The organism is Bifidobacterium sp. ESL1130, assembly GCF_058507935.1.
In genome coordinates, this window is sequence record NZ_CP196379.1 from 1,452,533 (window position 1) to 1,469,520 (window position 16,988).

The 16,988-nt window shown below is 57.9% G+C and carries 12 protein-coding genes and 1 pseudogene; 1 reads left to right on the plus strand and 12 read right to left on the minus strand.

The window, feature by feature from the left end; genetic code table 11:
* Window positions 1–16: 16 nt before the first annotated feature.
* The 5 genes from ACSYSO_RS05700 to ACSYSO_RS05720 form a co-directional block, all read right to left on the minus strand.
* Window positions 17–1,297 (minus strand): deoxyguanosinetriphosphate triphosphohydrolase, encoded by a 1,281-nt coding sequence (locus tag ACSYSO_RS05700; protein WP_489797944.1) that lies wholly within the window; start codon window positions 1,295–1,297, stop codon window positions 17–19.
* Between the two features lie 60 nt (window positions 1,298–1,357).
* Entirely contained in the window at window positions 1,358–2,716 is a 1,359-nt protein-coding gene (gene alr, locus ACSYSO_RS05705) for an alanine racemase (RefSeq protein ID WP_489797943.1), read from the minus strand.
* Window positions 2,717–2,791: 75 nt separating this feature from the next.
* Entirely contained in the window at window positions 2,792–3,331 is a 540-nt protein-coding gene (locus ACSYSO_RS05710; RefSeq protein WP_491701666.1) for a GNAT family N-acetyltransferase, read from the minus strand.
* A gap of 172 nt (window positions 3,332–3,503) precedes the next feature.
* Window positions 3,504–3,995 (minus strand): S-ribosylhomocysteine lyase, encoded by a 492-nt coding sequence (locus ACSYSO_RS05715; RefSeq protein WP_489797940.1) that lies wholly within the window; start codon window positions 3,993–3,995, stop codon window positions 3,504–3,506.
* A gap of 60 nt (window positions 3,996–4,055) precedes the next feature.
* A complete protein-coding gene (locus tag ACSYSO_RS05720; protein ID WP_489797938.1) occupies window positions 4,056–4,688 on the minus strand; it encodes a helix-turn-helix transcriptional regulator in 633 nt (210 codons plus the stop codon).
* A gap of 486 nt (window positions 4,689–5,174) precedes the next feature.
* Here ACSYSO_RS05720 and ACSYSO_RS05725 point away from each other — a divergent pair, with 486 nt between their 5' ends.
* The gene (locus tag ACSYSO_RS05725) at window positions 5,175–6,530 is read left to right on the plus strand and encodes a metal-dependent hydrolase family protein (RefSeq protein WP_489797936.1); all 1,356 of its coding nucleotides are present in this window, start codon (window positions 5,175–5,177) and stop codon (window positions 6,528–6,530) included.
* Between the two features lie 229 nt (window positions 6,531–6,759).
* On the opposite strand, the gene ACSYSO_RS05730 is transcribed toward ACSYSO_RS05725, so the two are convergent.
* From ACSYSO_RS05730 to aspS, 7 genes and pseudogenes are all read right to left on the minus strand, one after another.
* On the minus strand, window positions 6,760–8,220 hold the full coding sequence (locus tag ACSYSO_RS05730; RefSeq protein ID WP_491701667.1) for a replication-associated recombination protein A: 1,461 nt from the start codon (window positions 8,218–8,220) through the stop codon (window positions 6,760–6,762).
* Window positions 8,221–8,287: 67 nt separating this feature from the next.
* Window positions 8,288–10,843, minus strand: coding sequence for a DEAD/DEAH box helicase (locus ACSYSO_RS05735; RefSeq protein ID WP_491701668.1), 2,556 nt, complete (start codon window positions 10,841–10,843; stop codon window positions 8,288–8,290).
* A 213-nt stretch (window positions 10,844–11,056) separates the two neighbouring features.
* Entirely contained in the window at window positions 11,057–12,193 is a 1,137-nt protein-coding gene (locus ACSYSO_RS05740) for an amino acid ABC transporter permease (RefSeq protein WP_491701669.1), read from the minus strand.
* Between the two features lie 4 nt (window positions 12,194–12,197).
* The gene (locus ACSYSO_RS05745; protein ID WP_489797929.1) at window positions 12,198–12,875 is read right to left on the minus strand and encodes an amino acid ABC transporter permease; all 678 of its coding nucleotides are present in this window, start codon (window positions 12,873–12,875) and stop codon (window positions 12,198–12,200) included.
* Window positions 12,872–13,726, minus strand: coding sequence for a glutamate ABC transporter substrate-binding protein (locus ACSYSO_RS05750; RefSeq protein ID WP_491701670.1), 855 nt, complete (start codon window positions 13,724–13,726; stop codon window positions 12,872–12,874). The genes ACSYSO_RS05745 and ACSYSO_RS05750 overlap by 4 nt, the downstream gene beginning before the upstream one ends.
* 83 nt (window positions 13,727–13,809) lie before the next feature.
* Window positions 13,810–14,544: pseudogene (locus tag ACSYSO_RS05755) on the minus strand (amino acid ABC transporter ATP-binding protein); the annotation flags it as partial.
* A 300-nt stretch (window positions 14,545–14,844) separates the two neighbouring features.
* Window positions 14,845–16,641 (minus strand): aspartate--tRNA ligase, encoded by a 1,797-nt coding sequence (gene aspS / locus ACSYSO_RS05760; RefSeq protein WP_489797926.1) that lies wholly within the window; start codon window positions 16,639–16,641, stop codon window positions 14,845–14,847.
* Between the last annotated feature and the right edge of the window lie 347 nt (window positions 16,642–16,988).

Consider the following 16,988-nt stretch of genomic DNA (forward strand, 5'->3'; position numbering starts at 1 on the left):
AGGTGTCGGCGCAGGTTCACGAGCAGAGAATGGAATGCATCGTCAACGCCGAACCGTCGGTCAGACTCGCCACCTGATCCACGGCCACGCGCAGCCTTTCTTCGTCGCTTCCGGACTCATTCCAATCTTCAAGGAACACGGTTTCGAGTGCATCCGAGGGGCGTGGCGAATCAGCCATGAGCACATCGATGAGATCTTCGACAATGCTGTGCTCCTCCTGATGCATCGGTTCCGCTTCTTTGGGTGCCATGACGAAGTAGACCGCGATGCCTTTGAGCGCCACGATCTCATATTCCGTGTGCTCCGGAATGACCACCGAAGCGCTGTAACGCGTGAGCGGCCCTTGTCCGTACCGTTCGCGCGTAGCTCGCTCCACCGAACTTGCGAACCGGCCGATCAACGAACTGGTGATGTTCTTGAGCTGCGCCAACGCTTGACGAGAACCGTTGAAATGCGATGGGAACATGTGCTGCGCGCGCAACCTGCTGTAGGCTTCGAGCAGCTTATCGGGATCCCATTGTGCACCGTACCAGTCGCGCGTTATGCCGATTACCGCGTCGATGATGCGCGCATCGGCGAGCGCCAGCGGGTTGAACGCGTTGGTGGCGATGGCATCCTCCACGTCGTGCACTGAATAGGCGATGTCATCGGCCAAGTCCATCACCTGGCATTCCATGGGTTTACTGTCCTGCGGAGCATCTCTCTTGAGCCATTGGAACACCGGCATGTCGTCGGGGTACACGCAGAACTTAAGGCTTCGCTCGCCTTTGGGGTGCAGCGGCGCCTCTTCGAGCGTCCATGGATATTTCACTGCGGCATCGAGCGAGGCACGGGTCAGATTCACCCCGGCCGAACGTCCGTCGGTGTGGAAGATTTTGGGCTCCAACCGGGTCAGAAGACGCAATGTCTGGGCGTTGCCCTCAAACCCTCCTATGGCACCGGCAATGTCGGCAAGGGCACGTTCACCGTTGTGTCCAAAGGGAGGATGACCTAAATCATGCGCCAAGCATGCGCAGTCCACCACATCGGGATCGCAGCCGAGCATCGCACCGATTTGCCTGCCGATCTGAGCCACCTCAAGCGTATGCGTCAGTCGGGTTCTGGCAAAATCGTCGGTTCCGGCCACAAGCACCTGGCTTTTGGCTCCCAGTCTGCGCAACGCCGAAGAGTGGATGAGACGAGCCCTATCGCGTTCGAAAGCCGTTCGGGATTGCGATTTGGGAGGTTCCTGTGCCCAGCGTTCCTCGTCGAAAGCGTTGTAGCCTTCGGAACGCAATGTTTCCACATGCTCTGTCATCTCAATCTCCTTGGCTTTCGTCCTCTGCTGCAAAACTCCGGCAACACTGTGACTTTGCACTCACAGCAACAGTTTTGATGGCATCAGGCTCATGTCTTGGGCGGTCAGCACCTTGGCGGAGTTGAGATACAGGCGCGGCACACGAGGAGTCAAGCAGGTAAATATCTCATAGCTGATGGTATCTGCGGCGCGCGCCCAGTCGTCGGCGGTAGGCTCTGCGAACCGCTCGCCTCGCCCTGGTCCGAACAGTTCCACCGTATCCCCCTCACGCACACCAAGGGCATTGGCATCGCCGTGCAGATCGAGAATGAACTGATCCATGCACACCCGTCCCGAAACGTGCAGTATTTCAGGCCCTTGCTTGGTCATCACGCGCACGGGCCCTCCGACCTTACGCTCGTGCCGAGCTCCGATTTCGTCAAATCCTGAGGCTGAACGGTGGATGCCGTCCGCGTACCCAAGGGGCACAATGGCCGTGCTGGTGCGCTCGTCGGTAACATAGGTACGCCCATAAGAAATACCATGTTCGGCTTCCACCTCTTTAACGGTGGAGAGTTGGGCCTGCAAGGTCATGGCTGGCGTGAGGCCATATTGTGCCGGTGTTCCCATGGCCGGATCCGCTTCATACCCATACAGTCCGATGCCCGGGCGAACCAGTTCAAAATGGGTTTCCGGGCGGGACAGCGTGGCTGCCGTATTGGCTATATGACGTATTCTCGGAGCGACACCCGCCTGTTCCATACGGCGAGTGAACCGGTGGAACGCTTCGATCTGAGCATCCGTGACATCTACAAATTCCGGGACATCGACAGCATCGGCCACCGCAAGATGACTCCACTGTCCCACAATGTCGAGTACGCCTTCCTTGGCAAGCGGCACCAAACTGTCCAGCGCGGTTTGGAAGCTCTGTTCGGTGAACCCGTTGCGCCCGAAACCCGTGTCGGTTTTGACATGGACACGAGCCGGTTTGCCCAGCTTGCGAGCAGCCTGCGCCACCGCGTCTATGCCGTCCAGGGAACCTACTGAAAGGTCGATGTCGCTGGCGATGAGTTCAGCCAATGGAGCCTCGCGGCCGTTGTACATCCAAGTCAGAATGTGGCACCGATCGGGGCCAATGCCCGCCATGCGCAGCATCAACGCTTCTCTCGGCTGTGCAGTGCCGAGCCATGTCGCACCTCCAGCGAGTGCGGCCAGAGCCGACGGTACCAACCCGTGCCCGTACCCATCGGCCTTCACCACACCCATCACTTCGGTGTCGCCGTGCGAACCTGCGACAGCTTGCACAAGCGTACTCATGTTGTCGCGCAATGCCACCATATCAACGATGGCCTGGCCGGGGTACTGCCGCCTTGCGGCCTCGTAATTCGCCTGCCCCTGCTGCGAGGAGAAAACCCACGGTTCCAGTGCACTCAATGTCATGGCCTCATTGTCGCGCGGGAGTATGACGTTTGTGTTTCCAGACAAGACCGAGGGCAGGTACCCACGTATGCGGCTTTACCGGTCGTGCCGCTGGTAGGCTATGCGCACATGGTCACCATCCGCCAACTGATCGACTTGGATGACACCGCACTGCGTGAACCCTTCGGTTTCGAAGACGTGTCGCATGGCGGCATTGTCGGGATGGGTGTCAACTCGCACGTTACCGCACCGTTCGACTGTCCAGTCAATGCATGCCCGGGCACTGTGGGGCACCAGCCCCGATGAGGCGAGACGATGCATGCACACATAGTCATCGTCGTCAAGCCATGCGCCGTCGATTTCAAGGTAGGTGGGCTCCACCCCCTCGCACAACGCGAACTGGGCAAGTAGACGTTCGGCACCGTGTTCACCTTCATCATCCACCAACAGCATGAGCCTACCCAGCTCGATGTCTTCTTTCACCATGGATTCCGGCGGGTGCGTGAGCCCCCACTGGTTCGGGTTGCCGTTATCGATCATGAGCTGGCGCGCCCTGGCGTACACAGCCTGAACAGCCGGCAGATCATCCTCACACGCCGTTCTGATTCTCATGCCCTCAACATGTAGCGTTTCCATGGTTGCTATACTCCTCGATACTTCACAGCAAAACGCCACCACCATACCACGCGCTCGCCCGTCCCCAAGAAAACACCATCGCCTGCGGCAGGGCATATACCGAACCGCAGGCGATGACACACGTGCGCCTGTTCACAGCAATGATGGAACTTTGCGCGTGGCTGCAGGTAACTCAGACCACCTTGCGCTCGAACGCGTCGGAACTGATGCCCTTGGCCAGAATATCCTTGCACCACTCCTTGGCGGTGAACAGGCTGTGGTCGCGGTAGTTGCCGCAACTCTTGATGTCGGTTGCCGGCACATCGTCCCACGTGGCTTCGTTGGCGATGAACTCCAGCGATTCCTTGAGTGCGCGCGCCACATCCTCGGTGCTGTGCTCGCCCCATGTGAGCAGGTGGAAGCCGGTGCGGCAGCCGAACGGCGAGCAGTCGATGTAGCCGGGAATACGCTCACGCAGCAGCACCGCGATGGTGTGCTCGATGGTGTGCAGACCGGCGGTGGGGATGGCGTTCTCGTTGGGCTGCACCAAACGCAGGTCGTAGTTGGAAATCACATCGCCGTTGGGGCCGGTCTCGGTGTCGATGAAGCGCACATAGGGTGCCTTCACCTTGGTATGGTCAAGTTCGAAGCTTTCCGGCTGTGGTGTGGTGTTGTCTTGCGTCATGGGTTCTCCTTAGAAGATGGTCGGTGCCTATGTGGAACATTCTACCCAAGCCACGCTAAGTCATGCCGACCGTCTCACACCGCACGTGTTGAGTGCGTCCTCCCAGTTCTCCGCATTGAGTTTGGTGATGATGTTGTGACGGTGTGTGAACACCGTACCGGTGGAGATGCCCAGACGAAGCGCCGTCTGTTGGGCGCTCAGGTTCGCAAACCCGCTGCTGACCACGGCGTGTTCCTGTTCCGTCAGATGGACGGTGCGCAACCGAATGTCCCGTAGGTCCACGATGTCGAGTCTGCGATTCATCTCCTGCAGATCCAAGGTCGCCGCAGCCTCCCATCCTGTTTCCGGGTCGGGCTGGTGCGTCGCCGACTGGTCAGGTTGCCCATGCAGACTGAATAATCTGGGACGTCTGGTCGGGAAATGCCTCGCTTGTTCAGCAGCATCAATGACACGCAGGCACGGTTTCACCGAACCCGCACGTCTCACAGTCTCGCCTCGGCATTCCAACGCCGAACGCAACCGTGGCGAATTTTTGATGATGCGTTTGAGCATGTCTTCCAGATTTTCCGAATCCCACAGCCATACCGCTCCATACTGACATGTTAACCCTGAACTTTTCAGCGCCATATCCCTGGTGATTGACTGGTGCGGCACGATACCGAGCACGGTGATGTCAGGACGTGCCAATCGCATTCGCAGAACGAACCGAAGCCATTCCTCAGGCATTCCGTTAACATCCACAATCACCACATCGGTAGCGTTGCCGCTGTGCAGACAGTGATATGCGGCAACGTGGCATTGGACCGCCTGCCAGCAGTGCAATTCGTGGGTCTTCGCCACAGCACCAGACATGACCGCATCGTGCAGTCTACGCAGTCGAAGCGCAGAACGCCCGACAAAGCCGACGTGAATTTCGGCTGCATGATACGAAGGTCGAGAAGGAATCATGCGGCCGATTGTAGGGGACAAAACCCGTCAAACCTAATGCTGTCCCAAAATCTCAAGTGGCATTTTCCGCAACGCATGTATAGATGGCTCGTGTGCTCACTGTCCAATAGACGCCACACCCAGCAAAGGTTTTATCCTTGCCGCATACCAACAACAACCAGACCGCTCGGCCTCGGCGACTCTTGGGGTAGAGTGGGTGTATGAGACATCACAACCGTGTCGGAGGATTTCATGGCTAAACACACTATCGAACCGTTCGCCCTCGAACACGCCACAGTGGTCACCCCCACCGCAGCGTCCGGAAGCGACAATGTCGTCACTTTAAACAACACCACTGTGCAGGTGGGAGCGACAGGCACCATTGAGGCAGTATCACCCAGCGATGACGCTCAGGTACCCACCGGCTACCACCGCATCGATGCGACCGGAAAAGTGGTCACCCCCGGACTGGTCAACGGGCACGTACACACGTTCGGCGACGGCAAGCCGCTTGGCTCCGACAACGCCACGCCGGAAGGCCAGGAGAAGCTCGTCAAAATCCTGCATACCCTGCCAGGCCGCGCATACGCCTATTCCACAAGCAAAAAGAACGTGATGACTCTGCTCAACTCAGGTGTCACCACCTTCCGCAGCGTGGGCGACATCGGTTATGAACTGGTCACGTTGCGCGACCAAATCAGCGAGGAACGTCTTGTAGGTCCGCGAATTCTGCCGTCCGGCCCGCTGCTCGCCATTCCGGGAGGCCACGGCGCACCTTTGATCGCCTTGGAAAGCAGCACGGTCGAAGAGGCACGGGATGCCGTGGAACGCAATCTGGATCACCATGTGGGTGCCATCAAAATCGCGGCAACCGGTGGCGTAACGGATTCACAGACGTTGGGCGAAGCCGGGGCTCCGCAGATGTCAGTGGAACAGATGAGTGTGATTTGCGAGCAGGCCCATGCTTCCAACCTGATCGTCGCGGCTCACGCGCAAAGCCAGGAAGGCGTCCGAAACGCTCTGCAAGCGGGAGTGGATACCATCGAACACGGGTGCGCGCTGAACGATGAACTCATCGATCTGTTCCTGCACAATCCCAAGTCATTGCGCGGCTATTCGGCATTGGAACCCACCCTTAGCGCAGGACTGCCAATGGAGTTCATCGAACAAAGCAAGCTGGGACTCACCGATGTACAGATGGAGAATTCCCACGACGTGGTTCAGGGCATGCTCGCCGGAGCCAGGAGCGCGCACGAGAACGGCATCCTGGTCGGTGTGGGCACCGACACCGCCATGCCGTATGTTCCACAGTACGCCACATGGTTGGAAATGCAGCTGTTCGTCCAATTCGCAGGATTCACCAACGCACAGGCATTCCGCGCAGGCACGCAGACCACTGCGGATATTCTCGGCGTAGGCGAGATGACCGGATCGCTCGAGGTCGGCAAATTCGCAGACTTGCTCGTGCTTGAGAGTAATCCGATACTTGATCTGCGCGCATTGGAGAATCCGCTGCTGGTCGTGGCTGCAGGACACCCTGTGTTCCGCCCCAGCGTTGAGCATCTCGATGATATCGACGCCACACTCAACGAAATCTACCATCTGTAGTCCTGCTGCATATCGCCGGTGAAGTGCCGACACGGAACGGCACGGCACTTCACCGGCTCAGCATAGCCGCCTTCTCACCACCGCGGCGACACCACGTGTGCCTCCCTGGCTGAGCGATTCCTCCAGCGCATGCAAGTCCGATGGCATCTGCGCGGCCGGCATTGATAATCACCGCGTCACGGCGCATCAGAGCCAAACGGTGCGCATCGACAGCATTCGCATGGTTCCATCAGTGTTGATTCGCTTCGCTTCGTCTCCCGGAACCCGTTCCACGGGATTGTCTGGCTTCTCCCATCTCGTCACGAGGTGCCGCAGAACCGGAAGATGTACCGGATCCGTGCAGTATGGCTCGTATCTTCTCCAGACGCTCCCCTACTTCATGCTCGTAGCCACGATTGTTGGGATGATAGTATTCTCTGCCATTGAGTTCATCAGGCATGTATTGCTGTGCCGCCACGGCACCCGGAACGTCGTGCGCATAGATGTAGCCGTCATGGTTGCCCCACTGCTCCATGAGTTTGGTGGGGGCGTTGCGCAGGTGCAATGGAACCTGGCCGACATGGCCTGCGTCCACATCTTTCAGCGCTTCGTTGATGGCATTGTAACTTGCGTTTGACTTCGGGGCGGTAGCTACGGCGATAACCGCTTCCCCCAAGATAATCCGGGCTTCCGGCATGCCCACCATGGCAACGGCCTGTGCGGCAGCCACAGTGACCTGAAGTATCTGCGGAGCCGCCATACCGACCTCTTCCGCTGCGGCGATCATAATGCGCCTGGCGATGAACCTGGGGTCCTCCCCTGCTCTGAGCATCACGGCAAGATAGTGCAGAGCAGCATCGGGATCCGAACCACGCATCGACTTGATGAAAGCGCTGGCCACATCGTAGTGATCATCACCGTCCTTGTCGTAACGCACTGTGGCCTCGTCCATCACCGTAGCAACCACATCGGTGGTGATGATGGGTTTGCGAGCGCCCTTGGCCCGCGCAACGTCTCCCGTCACCGCACCTGCTGCAGCTTCGAGTATGGTAAGTGTTTTACGGCCATCACCGCCGGCCATGCGCACGATTTCCTCAACGGCGTCCGGTTTGATCTTTACCTCGCCCTTCAGCCCGCGCGGGTCGGCCACAGCTCGTTCCACCATGGTCTCAAGTTGTTGCGGTTCCAACGACTCCAGCTTCACCACCACAGAACGACTGAGTAACGGCTTGTTGATGGAGAAGCTCGGGTTCTCCGTGGTCGCTCCGATGAAGGTGACGTCACGGTTCTCCACACTTGGCAGCAGTGCGTCCTGTTGGGATTTGGAGAATCGGTGCACCTCGTCGATGAACAGCACCGTCTCCTTGCCTCGCCCCACCAGTCGCTCGTGAGCGCGATCCAGGACCGCACGAACGTCCTTGACCCCTGATGTGACTGCGGACAGTTCTTCGAATTCACGACCGGACTGTTGAGCGACGATGTAAGCCAGTGTAGTTTTGCCTACTCCTGGAGGGCCGAAAAGAATAATGGAACTGGGCGCGGTCAGAGAGCCCTTTGAAGCGGGATTTGCCAGTCGTCGCAGCGGAGAGCCTTCCGTCAAGACCTGTTCCTGCCCGATCACCTCGTCCAAGGCGGAAGGGCGCATACGTACCGCGAGTGGACGGGTCACGTCACTCGGCGCATCGGCGGCACTGAAAAGATCCTCGGTCATATCTCCACCCTAGTCCATCGTTCGAACATACGTTCGAATATCGTGTTTCTTCCGTTCACTCCAGCAGTCACCCCTGCTGAGGCCCCACTCGATAGTCCAAGAAGACCACTTCTCCCCCCTCTTGTGTGGTGTCCAAATCCACCGTGGCAACAATGGCCCAGTCACGGTCCCCATCGGAATCGTCAATGATTTGCCTCACCTTCCACACATGCTCGCTGGTTTCCAAGGAATCGTCGAGCACGAACAGTTCGGCACTGCGCGCCTGCTGATCCACGCCCACATACTCGTGCGCATCATAGTAGTCATCGAGCGTATCCTCCCACTCGTTGACGCCATACCCCCAGTCCTTGTCGAGCGCACCGAGCTCTTCTGGCCGATCCAAGTCCATGAGCTGCACACGCCTGAACAACGCGTTGCGCACCAACACGGTGAGACCACGCCTGTCCTTCACCACTTGTTCGGCATGCGGCGCCACAGCCGAGAGCGCCTGAGCCTGGGCATCAACGGCCCCTTGCCTATCGGCGTTCTCCCACTCGTCCACCAGACTCGAATCGATGGAACGCACCAGAACACTGAGCCATGCGATGATGTCTTCCAATTCGTCGTTACGCTTCTCCACAGGCACCGTACGAGCCAAAGACCGGTAGGCATCCGAGAGGTAGCGCAACAGCGTACCCTCCGAACGGGCGATGTTGTATCGGGCGATATACCCGGTGAAATCGCTGGCGGTCTCCACCATGTCCCGCACCACCGATTTGGGGGCGATCCAGAAATCAGCCGCCCAAGGCACGTCCTTGCGGTATTGCTCGAACGCCTCTCCCAACAGATCTTCCAAAGGCTTGGGGTAGGTGACGTCCTGGAGCTTGTCCATGCGCTCTTCGTAGTCGAGCCCATCGGCCTTCATCTCGCTCATCGCCTGGTCGCGAGCCTGTCTCTGCTGTGCCTTGAGCACCTGCTTGGGATCGTCGAGCGTGGCTTCCACCATGGAGATCACATCGAGCGTATAGGTGGGCGAATCCGGATCAAGCAGCTCAAGCGCGGCCAGCAGGAACGGCGAAAGCGGCTGGTCGAGCGCAAAATTGTCCGGAACATCGACGGAGAGGAAATAGTCGGTTCCCCCTCGCCCATTAGGCTCGGTCTCGATGACGTTGGTGTCTATCATGGTGTCAAAAATCTCACCGGCACGCTCGTGCAGATATTCCTTCTGCTCTGGTTTCTGCGCCGAATCATCAATGAGCTGATCCACTCTGGCACGGGCGTCGCCTCCTTGAGCCACCTCGTTGAGCACCATGGAATGCGTGATGCTCATATGCGGATTAAGCGTTTCCGGAGCCGCTTCTATGAGCTTTTCGAAGGTGCCTTTATTCCAAGAAACGAAGCCTTCCTGAGGTTTTTTGCGCTTGATTTTCTTGAGTTTCTTAGGATCATCTCCGGCTTTGGCAATGGCTCTGGCGTTCTCGACTTCGAATTCAGGAGCTTCTGCCACTACCAGACCCTCAGTGTCGAAGCCCATACGGCCGGCACGACCGGCAATCTGATGGAATTCCCTGGCCCGCAACCGCCGCATCTTTGTGCCGTCGAATTTGGTCAGCCCGGTAAGCACCACGGAATGAATGGGAACATTGATGCCCACACCGAGCGTGTCGGTGCCGCAAATGACCGGCAGCAAGCCCTGCTGCGCCAACTGTTCAACCAGGCGCCGGTAACGCGGCAGCATGCCGGCATGATGAATGCCGATGCCGTTGCGCAGCAGCCTCTGCAAAATCTTGCCGAAAGCCGTGGTGAATCGAGTTCCTTTCATCGCTTCGGCGACCGCCTGCCGCTGCTCTTTGCTCGACACACCCGTGCTTGCCAACGCCTGAGCCGTCTCAAGGGCCGCATCCTGCGAAAAATGCACCACATACACCGGCGTGTCCTGCGATTGCACCAACAGCTCAACGGTTCCTGCCAGCTGTTTGTCGGTGTACCGGTAGCTCAACGGCACCGGGCGCGGAGCGTCATCAATGACATCAACGTCGTGCCCGGTCATCTCTTCGAGCCTGTCGGCGATGGAATCCACATTGCCCAAGGTGGCGCTCATGAGCAGGAATTGCGTGTGCGGCAACGTGAGCAGCGGCACTTGCCAGGCCCAGCCGCGATCGGCATCGCCGTAGTAATGGAACTCATCCATGGCCACGCAGCCGATATCAGCCCGCTCCCCCTCACGCAAGGCCTGGTTGGCCAGAATCTCTGCGGTGCAGCAGATGATGGGAGCATCTGGGTTGATGCTGGTGTCGCCGGTAATCATACCCACGTTATCTCGCCCGAATGCTGCTATAAGGTCGAAGAATTTTTCCGACACCAACGCTTTGATGGGTGCGGTGTAATAGGAGCGACGACCGGTGCATAGCGCAGCGAAATGCATGCCAAGCGCCACCAGTGATTTGCCCGAACCGGTAGGGGTGCTGAGAATGACATGGTCCTGCGCCAAAAGGTCGAGCACCGCCTCTTCTTGGTGCGGCCAAGGGGTGATGCGTTTTTCGTCGCGCACCCATCCGAAGAACCGGTCGTAAATCTCGTCGGGCTCAAGTTCCGCCGTTTCGTCGCGCCATGTGGGGGCAAGGTGTCCAAGTTCCTGTGTCATACTTCAATCCTAGTGTCTGGTTGCGATGCAGACCAACCGGGCCACACGTCGATATCGGCTCTGCGGGCAACGCCATGCACAGCTGCGGACGGTAACAACACTTTTCTCCGCACTGACCAGATATGCAAAACCCGTTCCAGTACACGCAGGAAAGCTCCGCATGTACAAGAACGGGTTACCCGAGTAGGCGCGCCTACTAGTCAGGAACAAACGTTACCGTTTGTCCTTATCGTTCTGGGAGCGCGACTCAGGCGCTTCCGTCTTCGGCCTGATGAAGTCAGGCAGCTCGAATGAATGCGGCTCGATTTCCGAATCCGGCTGGGTGGCGTCGTAACCCTGACGGTAGCGGTCACGCCGCCAGCCACGTGCAGAAGCGTTCGAACCGCTATGGTGCACGTGATGTTGCATCGGCGCCCCGCCGTATCGATCCTCACCAGCTTCTTTTGCCACGGCAATCTGGTTGACGTTCGAGGGATCCATGATGGCGATAGGTGCCACAGGTTCCGGTTCGGTCGGCGCGGCTGTGTGCACCTGCATACGCGACGGCAGCCACTCGGCAAGCTTGGAAAGCAGCCAGCAGACCACGAAGTAAATGACCGCAGCCACCACGAGCGTCTGGAGGATGTTGAAGTACATGGATCCCAAACGACGGGATTCCTGCAGCAGATCGGTATACATGATGATCGAGCCCAATGCGGTGTCCTTGAGTACCACCACAAGCTGGGTGACAGCTGCCGGCAGCATGGCATAGACCGCCTGTGGCACTTCGATGGTCATCAAGGACTGCGTGCGCGTGAGACCAAGTGCCAAGGATGCCTCATGCTGACCTCCGGGAAGATTGCCCACACCGGAGCGAATCAGCTCGGCAACCACGGACCCGTTGTAGAGAATCAACGCGAGCGTGACCGCCCAGTAGGAGGCGCTTTGCATGCCGGTGGCCGCGAAGAACCGCCAGAAGAAGATCATGAGCAGCAGCACCGGTACGGCGCGGCAGAACTCGACGATGACGGCGGATACCGCTTTGAGAATCGGATTGGGCAGCAATCTTCCGATGCCGAACACGAAGCCGAACAGCACCGATCCAACGACCGCCACTACGGATGCCTTGAGTGTCATCCATAGACCAGGCAGATAAAAATCAGTCCATGCCTCACTGTCCAAAGCCGGCTTCCAGAGCTGCCAATCCAGCTGATTTTCGCCACCTTCGGGGTTGTGCAGCTTCATCAGCACCCACACCGCCACCGCGAGGATGGCGATGCCACCGATGATGTTGAGGATGAGAATATTGCGTTTGCCCTTGGGCCCCGGCTCGTCGAACAGCAGAGAGCTTTGCTTACTTGCTTCACTCATGGCTTTACCTCCTGACCGCGAGCTTGTTGGACAACACCGTGGTGATGATGCCGATGGGAATGATGAGGATGACATATCCCAATGCGAAGATGAGGAATATCTGTACGATGGAATTGGCGTGGGATTCGATCATGGTGCTCATCAACGATGAGGTCTCCGATGCCACGGATGCGGCGGCGGCCACGGTCGAATTCTTGAGCAACGCGATAAACGTGTTACCCAAGGGTGCCACCGATCCACGGAAGGCCTGAGGCAGAATAATCTGCGTCGCCGATTGCATGAAGCTCAACCCCAAAGCACGCCCGGCCTCTGCTTGCCCCAATGGCACAGTGTTGATGCCCGAGCGCAGGGACTCGCAAACAAATGCCGCGGTGTACAGCGACAGACCTGTGACAGCCAACCAGAAGAAGTTCACTGAGAACTTGTCGGAGAACGTGAGCTTGAGCTGCCCGAAGGCGCCAAGCACCATGAAGACCATGATGATGGTGAGCGGCATATTTTTGAACAACTCAACGTATGCGCCAGACAAGGTGCGCAGCGACGAGATCGGGCTGATACGCATCATGAGCAGCACCACACCTAGAATCAACGAGAACAGCGCGGACCAGAGCGTCAGTTCAATGTTGACTAGGAACGCACCGGGAACATTGTATTGACTCAGCAATTGTACAAAATCACTCATTTCGAAGCCCCCGTTTCTCCCTTGTTCGACAGTGGCGGGTTATACTTGTCATTCGGCGTGTACTTCACCCCGCGGGTGTTGTCCTTGATGGCACGCTTCCACGAACCGTCCTGAACCATATGGTTTACAGCCGTATCGATCTTGTCAATCAGCTTGTCGTTGCCTTTTTTCACACCGATGCCGTAATACTCCTGCGTGAAGGGCTTGCCGATCAATCGCAATTTACCCCTTGCGTTGGCGGCAAGACCGGCAAGAATGATGTCGTCAGTGGTCACTGCATCCACGATGCCCGAGAACAAGGCCGTGGCGCACTCCGCATATCCAGGCTGCTCCATGAGCTGCACCTTTGAGGAATATTTCTTCTTGATGACCTGCGCGGATGTGGAGCCGGTCACCGAGCACAGGCGTTTGCCGTCCAAGTCGTTGGGACCGGTGATGGAGTGGTCGTCGTTCCTCACCATGAGATCCTGACCGGCCACAAAGTAAGGGCCTGCAAAGGAGACTGCCTTCTTGCGCTCGGCAGTAATGGAATAGGATGCGAGAATCATGTCGACATCCCCGTTCTGCAGCATGGCCTCACGCTGCTTGCTGGGAGCCTCCTTCCACACGATCTGCCCTTCGGAGTACCCGAGCTCGTGAGCGATGTAGCGCGCTACATCCACATCGAAACCTTCGTAGGCGCCGGCCTTTTTGAATCCGACACCAGGCTGGTCGAACTTGATTCCTATCCGAATCTTCCCCTCTTCGCTCCCCGAGCCACACGCGGCCACGGTGAACACGCAAGCCACCGCACACATCAGTGCCAGCATGCGCTGCCATATGCGAGAGGTTCGTCTCGACATTCGTCTCATCGCGTTTCACATCCTTCCCTATATAACGCAGCACGTTCGTGCGGCGGCACCACACCAACGTCAATCAACACTCGATACTCAGCTCAGTGCGTCAGAATCTTCGACAGGAAGTCCTTGGCGCGGTCGGTCTGCGGGTGATCGAAGAAGTTGTCAGGAGTGCCCTCTTCAAGAATCTTTCCGTCTGCCATGAACACGATGCGGTCGGCGGCACGACGAGCAAAGCCCATCTCGTGCGTTACGCAAATCATGGTCATGCCCTCCTTGGCAAGGCTGATCATCACGTCGAGCACCTCGTTCACCATCTCGGGATCGAGCGCGGAGGTCGGCTCGTCGAAGAGCATCACCTTGGGCTTCATGGCAAGCGCCCGCGCGATGGCCACACGCTGCTGCTGCCCTCCGGAAAGCTGGGACGGCATCTTGTTGGCCTGCGATTCCACACCGACGCGTGCCAGCAGATCCATAGCCAAATCGTTGGCCTCTTTGGGATCCATATGGCGCACCTTGATCGGCGCCAATGTCACGTTCTCCAAAATGGTCTTGTTCGCAAACAGGTTGAACTGCTGGAACACCATGCCCACCTCGGCACGCAGATTGGCCAAGGCCTTGCCTTCCTGGGGCAGTTCATGACCGCTGATAAGAATATCTCCGGAATCAATGGTCTCCAAGCGATTGATGGTGCGGCACATGGTCGACTTGCCGGAACCGGAAGGTCCCACCACGACCAGCACCTCACCCTGCTTGACGGTAAGGTTGATGTCTTTGAGCACGTGCAGCTTACCGAAGTGCTTCTCAACATGCTTGAGCTCGACCAGCGCGCGGCCGGTCGGTTGATTGGAACCGGTGGTGCCGGTGCCCGCCTGCTGCGGGTCTTGTACTGTGTTCTCTACCATGGAATCAGTATATCGATGCATTGTTACGAACGTTCGCAATATGCGCAATATAGCCGACATAAACTTGATAAATAAGCTTGTTTTCCTTGATATTTCAAGGAATTTTTTTCCGCACTTTTTTGCTTACTGATACGAAAATACTCGGGTGGCAGCTACATGTCAGCCGCACGCCCGAGTATTTTTTACTCTTTACTGCATAGTATGCATATTGTGCATACTCGAGAGCCCTTACTCTTCCTCGTCAGGCTCCCAGTCCACACCGGTCTCAGCACGCTGAGCATCCGAAATCGGCGCCGGGGCTCCAGTGAGCGGATCACGTCCACCACCGGCCTTCGGGAAGGCGATGACATCACGGATGGAACTTGCACCGGCAAGCAGAGACACGGTACGGTCCCAACCCAAGGCAATGCCTGCGTGCGGCGGCGCACCATACTTGAACGCTTCGAGCAGGAAACCGAACTTCTCCTGAGCTTCCGCCTCGTCGATACCAAGCACCTGCAGCACACGGTCCTGAATATCGGTGCGATGAATACGCACCGAACCGCCGCCCATCTCCTCGCCGTTGCACACAATGTCGTACGAATCGCTCATGGCGTGCTCTGGATCCTTGTCAAACGTATCGATCCAGTCTGCGGAAGGCATGGTGAAGGGGTGGTGCATGGAAGTCCATTTGGAGTTTCCGACTGCCACATCGTCATCATCAGGATCGTCGGTGCGCTTGAAGAGCGGGAAGTCTACCACCCACGTAAAAGCGAACTCGTCAGGCTTGAGCAGCCCCGCCTTGCGGGCGATCTCCACACGGGCCGCACCCAGCAACAATTGTGAGGATTCGCGCGCTCCTGCAGCGAAGAATACAGCGTCGCCATCCTTGGCACCGGTGGCTTGCTTGAGTCCTTCGCGCTCGGCGTCGGACAGATTCTTGGCTACCGGCCCCTTGAGTTCACCGTCAGCGCTGAACTGCACATAAGCCAGTCCCTTGGCACCACGCTGGCGCGCCCACTCCTGCCATGCATCGAACTGACGACGCGGGGTGTCCGCGCCACCCTCAAAGACCACAGCGCCGACATAAGGCGCCTGGAAGACGCGGAACGGGGTGTCCTTGAAGTACTCGGTGAGTTCCACGATCGGATTGCCGAAGCGCAGATCAGGCTTGTCGGAGCCATACTTATCCATGGCGTCCTGCCAAGTGATGCGTTGGATGGGCAGTTTGACCTCATAGCCTTGCGTCTTCCAGATGGCGGCGATGACCTTCTCGGCCATGGCCATCACATCTTCCTGATCCACATAGCTCATCTCAATGTCGAGCTGGGTGAACTCGGGTTGACGATCCGCGCGGAAATCCTCGTCACGATAGCAGCGGGCGAGCTGATAGTAGCGCTCCACACCGCCGACCATCAGCAGCTGCTTCAACAGCTGCGGGGACTGCGGCAACGCGTACCAGGAGCCAGGCACCAAACGTGCCGGCACCACGAAATCACGGGCACCTTCAGGCGTGGACTTAATGAAGGTCGGTGTCTCAACCTCGGTGAAGTCCATATCTTCGAGCGCATGACGAGCAGCGCGTGTCATGTCGCTGCGCAGCTTCAGATTGCTCTGCATCTGCGGACGTCGCAGGTCCAGGTAACGGTACTTCAGACGCACGTCCTCACCAGGCAGCTTGTTCTCAGACTCGTTCTCCAGCGCTGTGGAGACTTGGAACGGCAGCGCATCGGCTTTGGCCAATACCGTCAGCTTCTCGGCGACTACTTCGACCTTGCCCGTGCCCAAGTGCTCGTTCTCGTTGCCCTCAGGACGCTCACGCACCTCACCCTCGATCTGCACCACGAACTCGCTGCGCAACGGGCGCGCAATCTCCTCATCGTAGATGACGACCTGCACCAAGCCGGTGTTGTCACGCAAATCAATGAAGGCCACACCGCCGTGGTCACGCCGGCGATCCACCCAACCGGCGAGGGTCACGTGCTGGCCGATGAGATCCTCTCCTACCTGCGCTGCGTGATGTGTCCTGTACGCCGTCTGGCTCATACTTCCTCTATTCCTTTTGCTCTGCGAAGCCGCGAGCGTCCAGCTCCCGGGCATTCATGGCCACTGATGGAACCAGCATTCGGTTCCACGCCAACGTTTTTACCGCTCTTAGACTAGCGAGCTGCCCAGACGTGACAACCGCCCGTCACTGCCGCCAATACCACTCGTCTGCTCGCATCATGTCACTCAGGTGACCGAATCGTACCCACTCAAGGCGATACCGGATCAAGATGCGTACGTTTCGTTCATAAATCAGCTTAAATGTGAACGAAACGTACCCATTTACAGGCATACAGCCGGCGTATGGGTACGTTTCGATCTATCTCAGCCAGAAATAGGCACGGTAG

What these genes read in the sequence shown, in the direction of transcription:
- ACSYSO_RS05700 (WP_489797944.1), bottom strand. Translation starts at nt 1,297, where the DNA reads ATGACAGAGCATGTGGAAACATTGCGTTCCGAAGGCTACAACGCTTTC.
- alr (WP_489797943.1), bottom strand. Translation starts at nt 2,716, where the DNA reads ATGACATTGAGTGCACTGGAACCGTGGGTTTTCTCCTCGCAGCAGGGG.
- ACSYSO_RS05710 (WP_491701666.1), bottom strand. Translation starts at nt 3,331, where the DNA reads ATGGAAACGCTACATGTTGAGGGCATGAGAATCAGAACGGCGTGTGAG.
- ACSYSO_RS05715 (WP_489797940.1), bottom strand. Translation starts at nt 3,995, where the DNA reads ATGACGCAAGACAACACCACACCACAGCCGGAAAGCTTCGAACTTGAC.
- ACSYSO_RS05720 (WP_489797938.1), bottom strand. Translation starts at nt 4,688, where the DNA reads ATGCGATTGGCACGTCCTGACATCACCGTGCTCGGTATCGTGCCGCAC.
- ACSYSO_RS05725 (WP_489797936.1), top strand. Translation starts at nt 5,175, where the DNA reads ATGGCTAAACACACTATCGAACCGTTCGCCCTCGAACACGCCACAGTG.
- ACSYSO_RS05730 (WP_491701667.1), bottom strand. Translation starts at nt 8,220, where the DNA reads ATGACCGAGGATCTTTTCAGTGCCGCCGATGCGCCGAGTGACGTGACC.
- ACSYSO_RS05735 (WP_491701668.1), bottom strand. Translation starts at nt 10,843, where the DNA reads ATGACACAGGAACTTGGACACCTTGCCCCCACATGGCGCGACGAAACG.
- ACSYSO_RS05740 (WP_491701669.1), bottom strand. Translation starts at nt 12,193, where the DNA reads ATGAGTGAAGCAAGTAAGCAAAGCTCTCTGCTGTTCGACGAGCCGGGG.
- ACSYSO_RS05745 (WP_489797929.1), bottom strand. Translation starts at nt 12,875, where the DNA reads ATGAGTGATTTTGTACAATTGCTGAGTCAATACAATGTTCCCGGTGCG.
- ACSYSO_RS05750 (WP_491701670.1), bottom strand. Translation starts at nt 13,726, where the DNA reads ATGAGACGAATGTCGAGACGAACCTCTCGCATATGGCAGCGCATGCTG.
- aspS (WP_489797926.1), bottom strand. Translation starts at nt 16,641, where the DNA reads ATGAGCCAGACGGCGTACAGGACACATCACGCAGCGCAGGTAGGAGAG.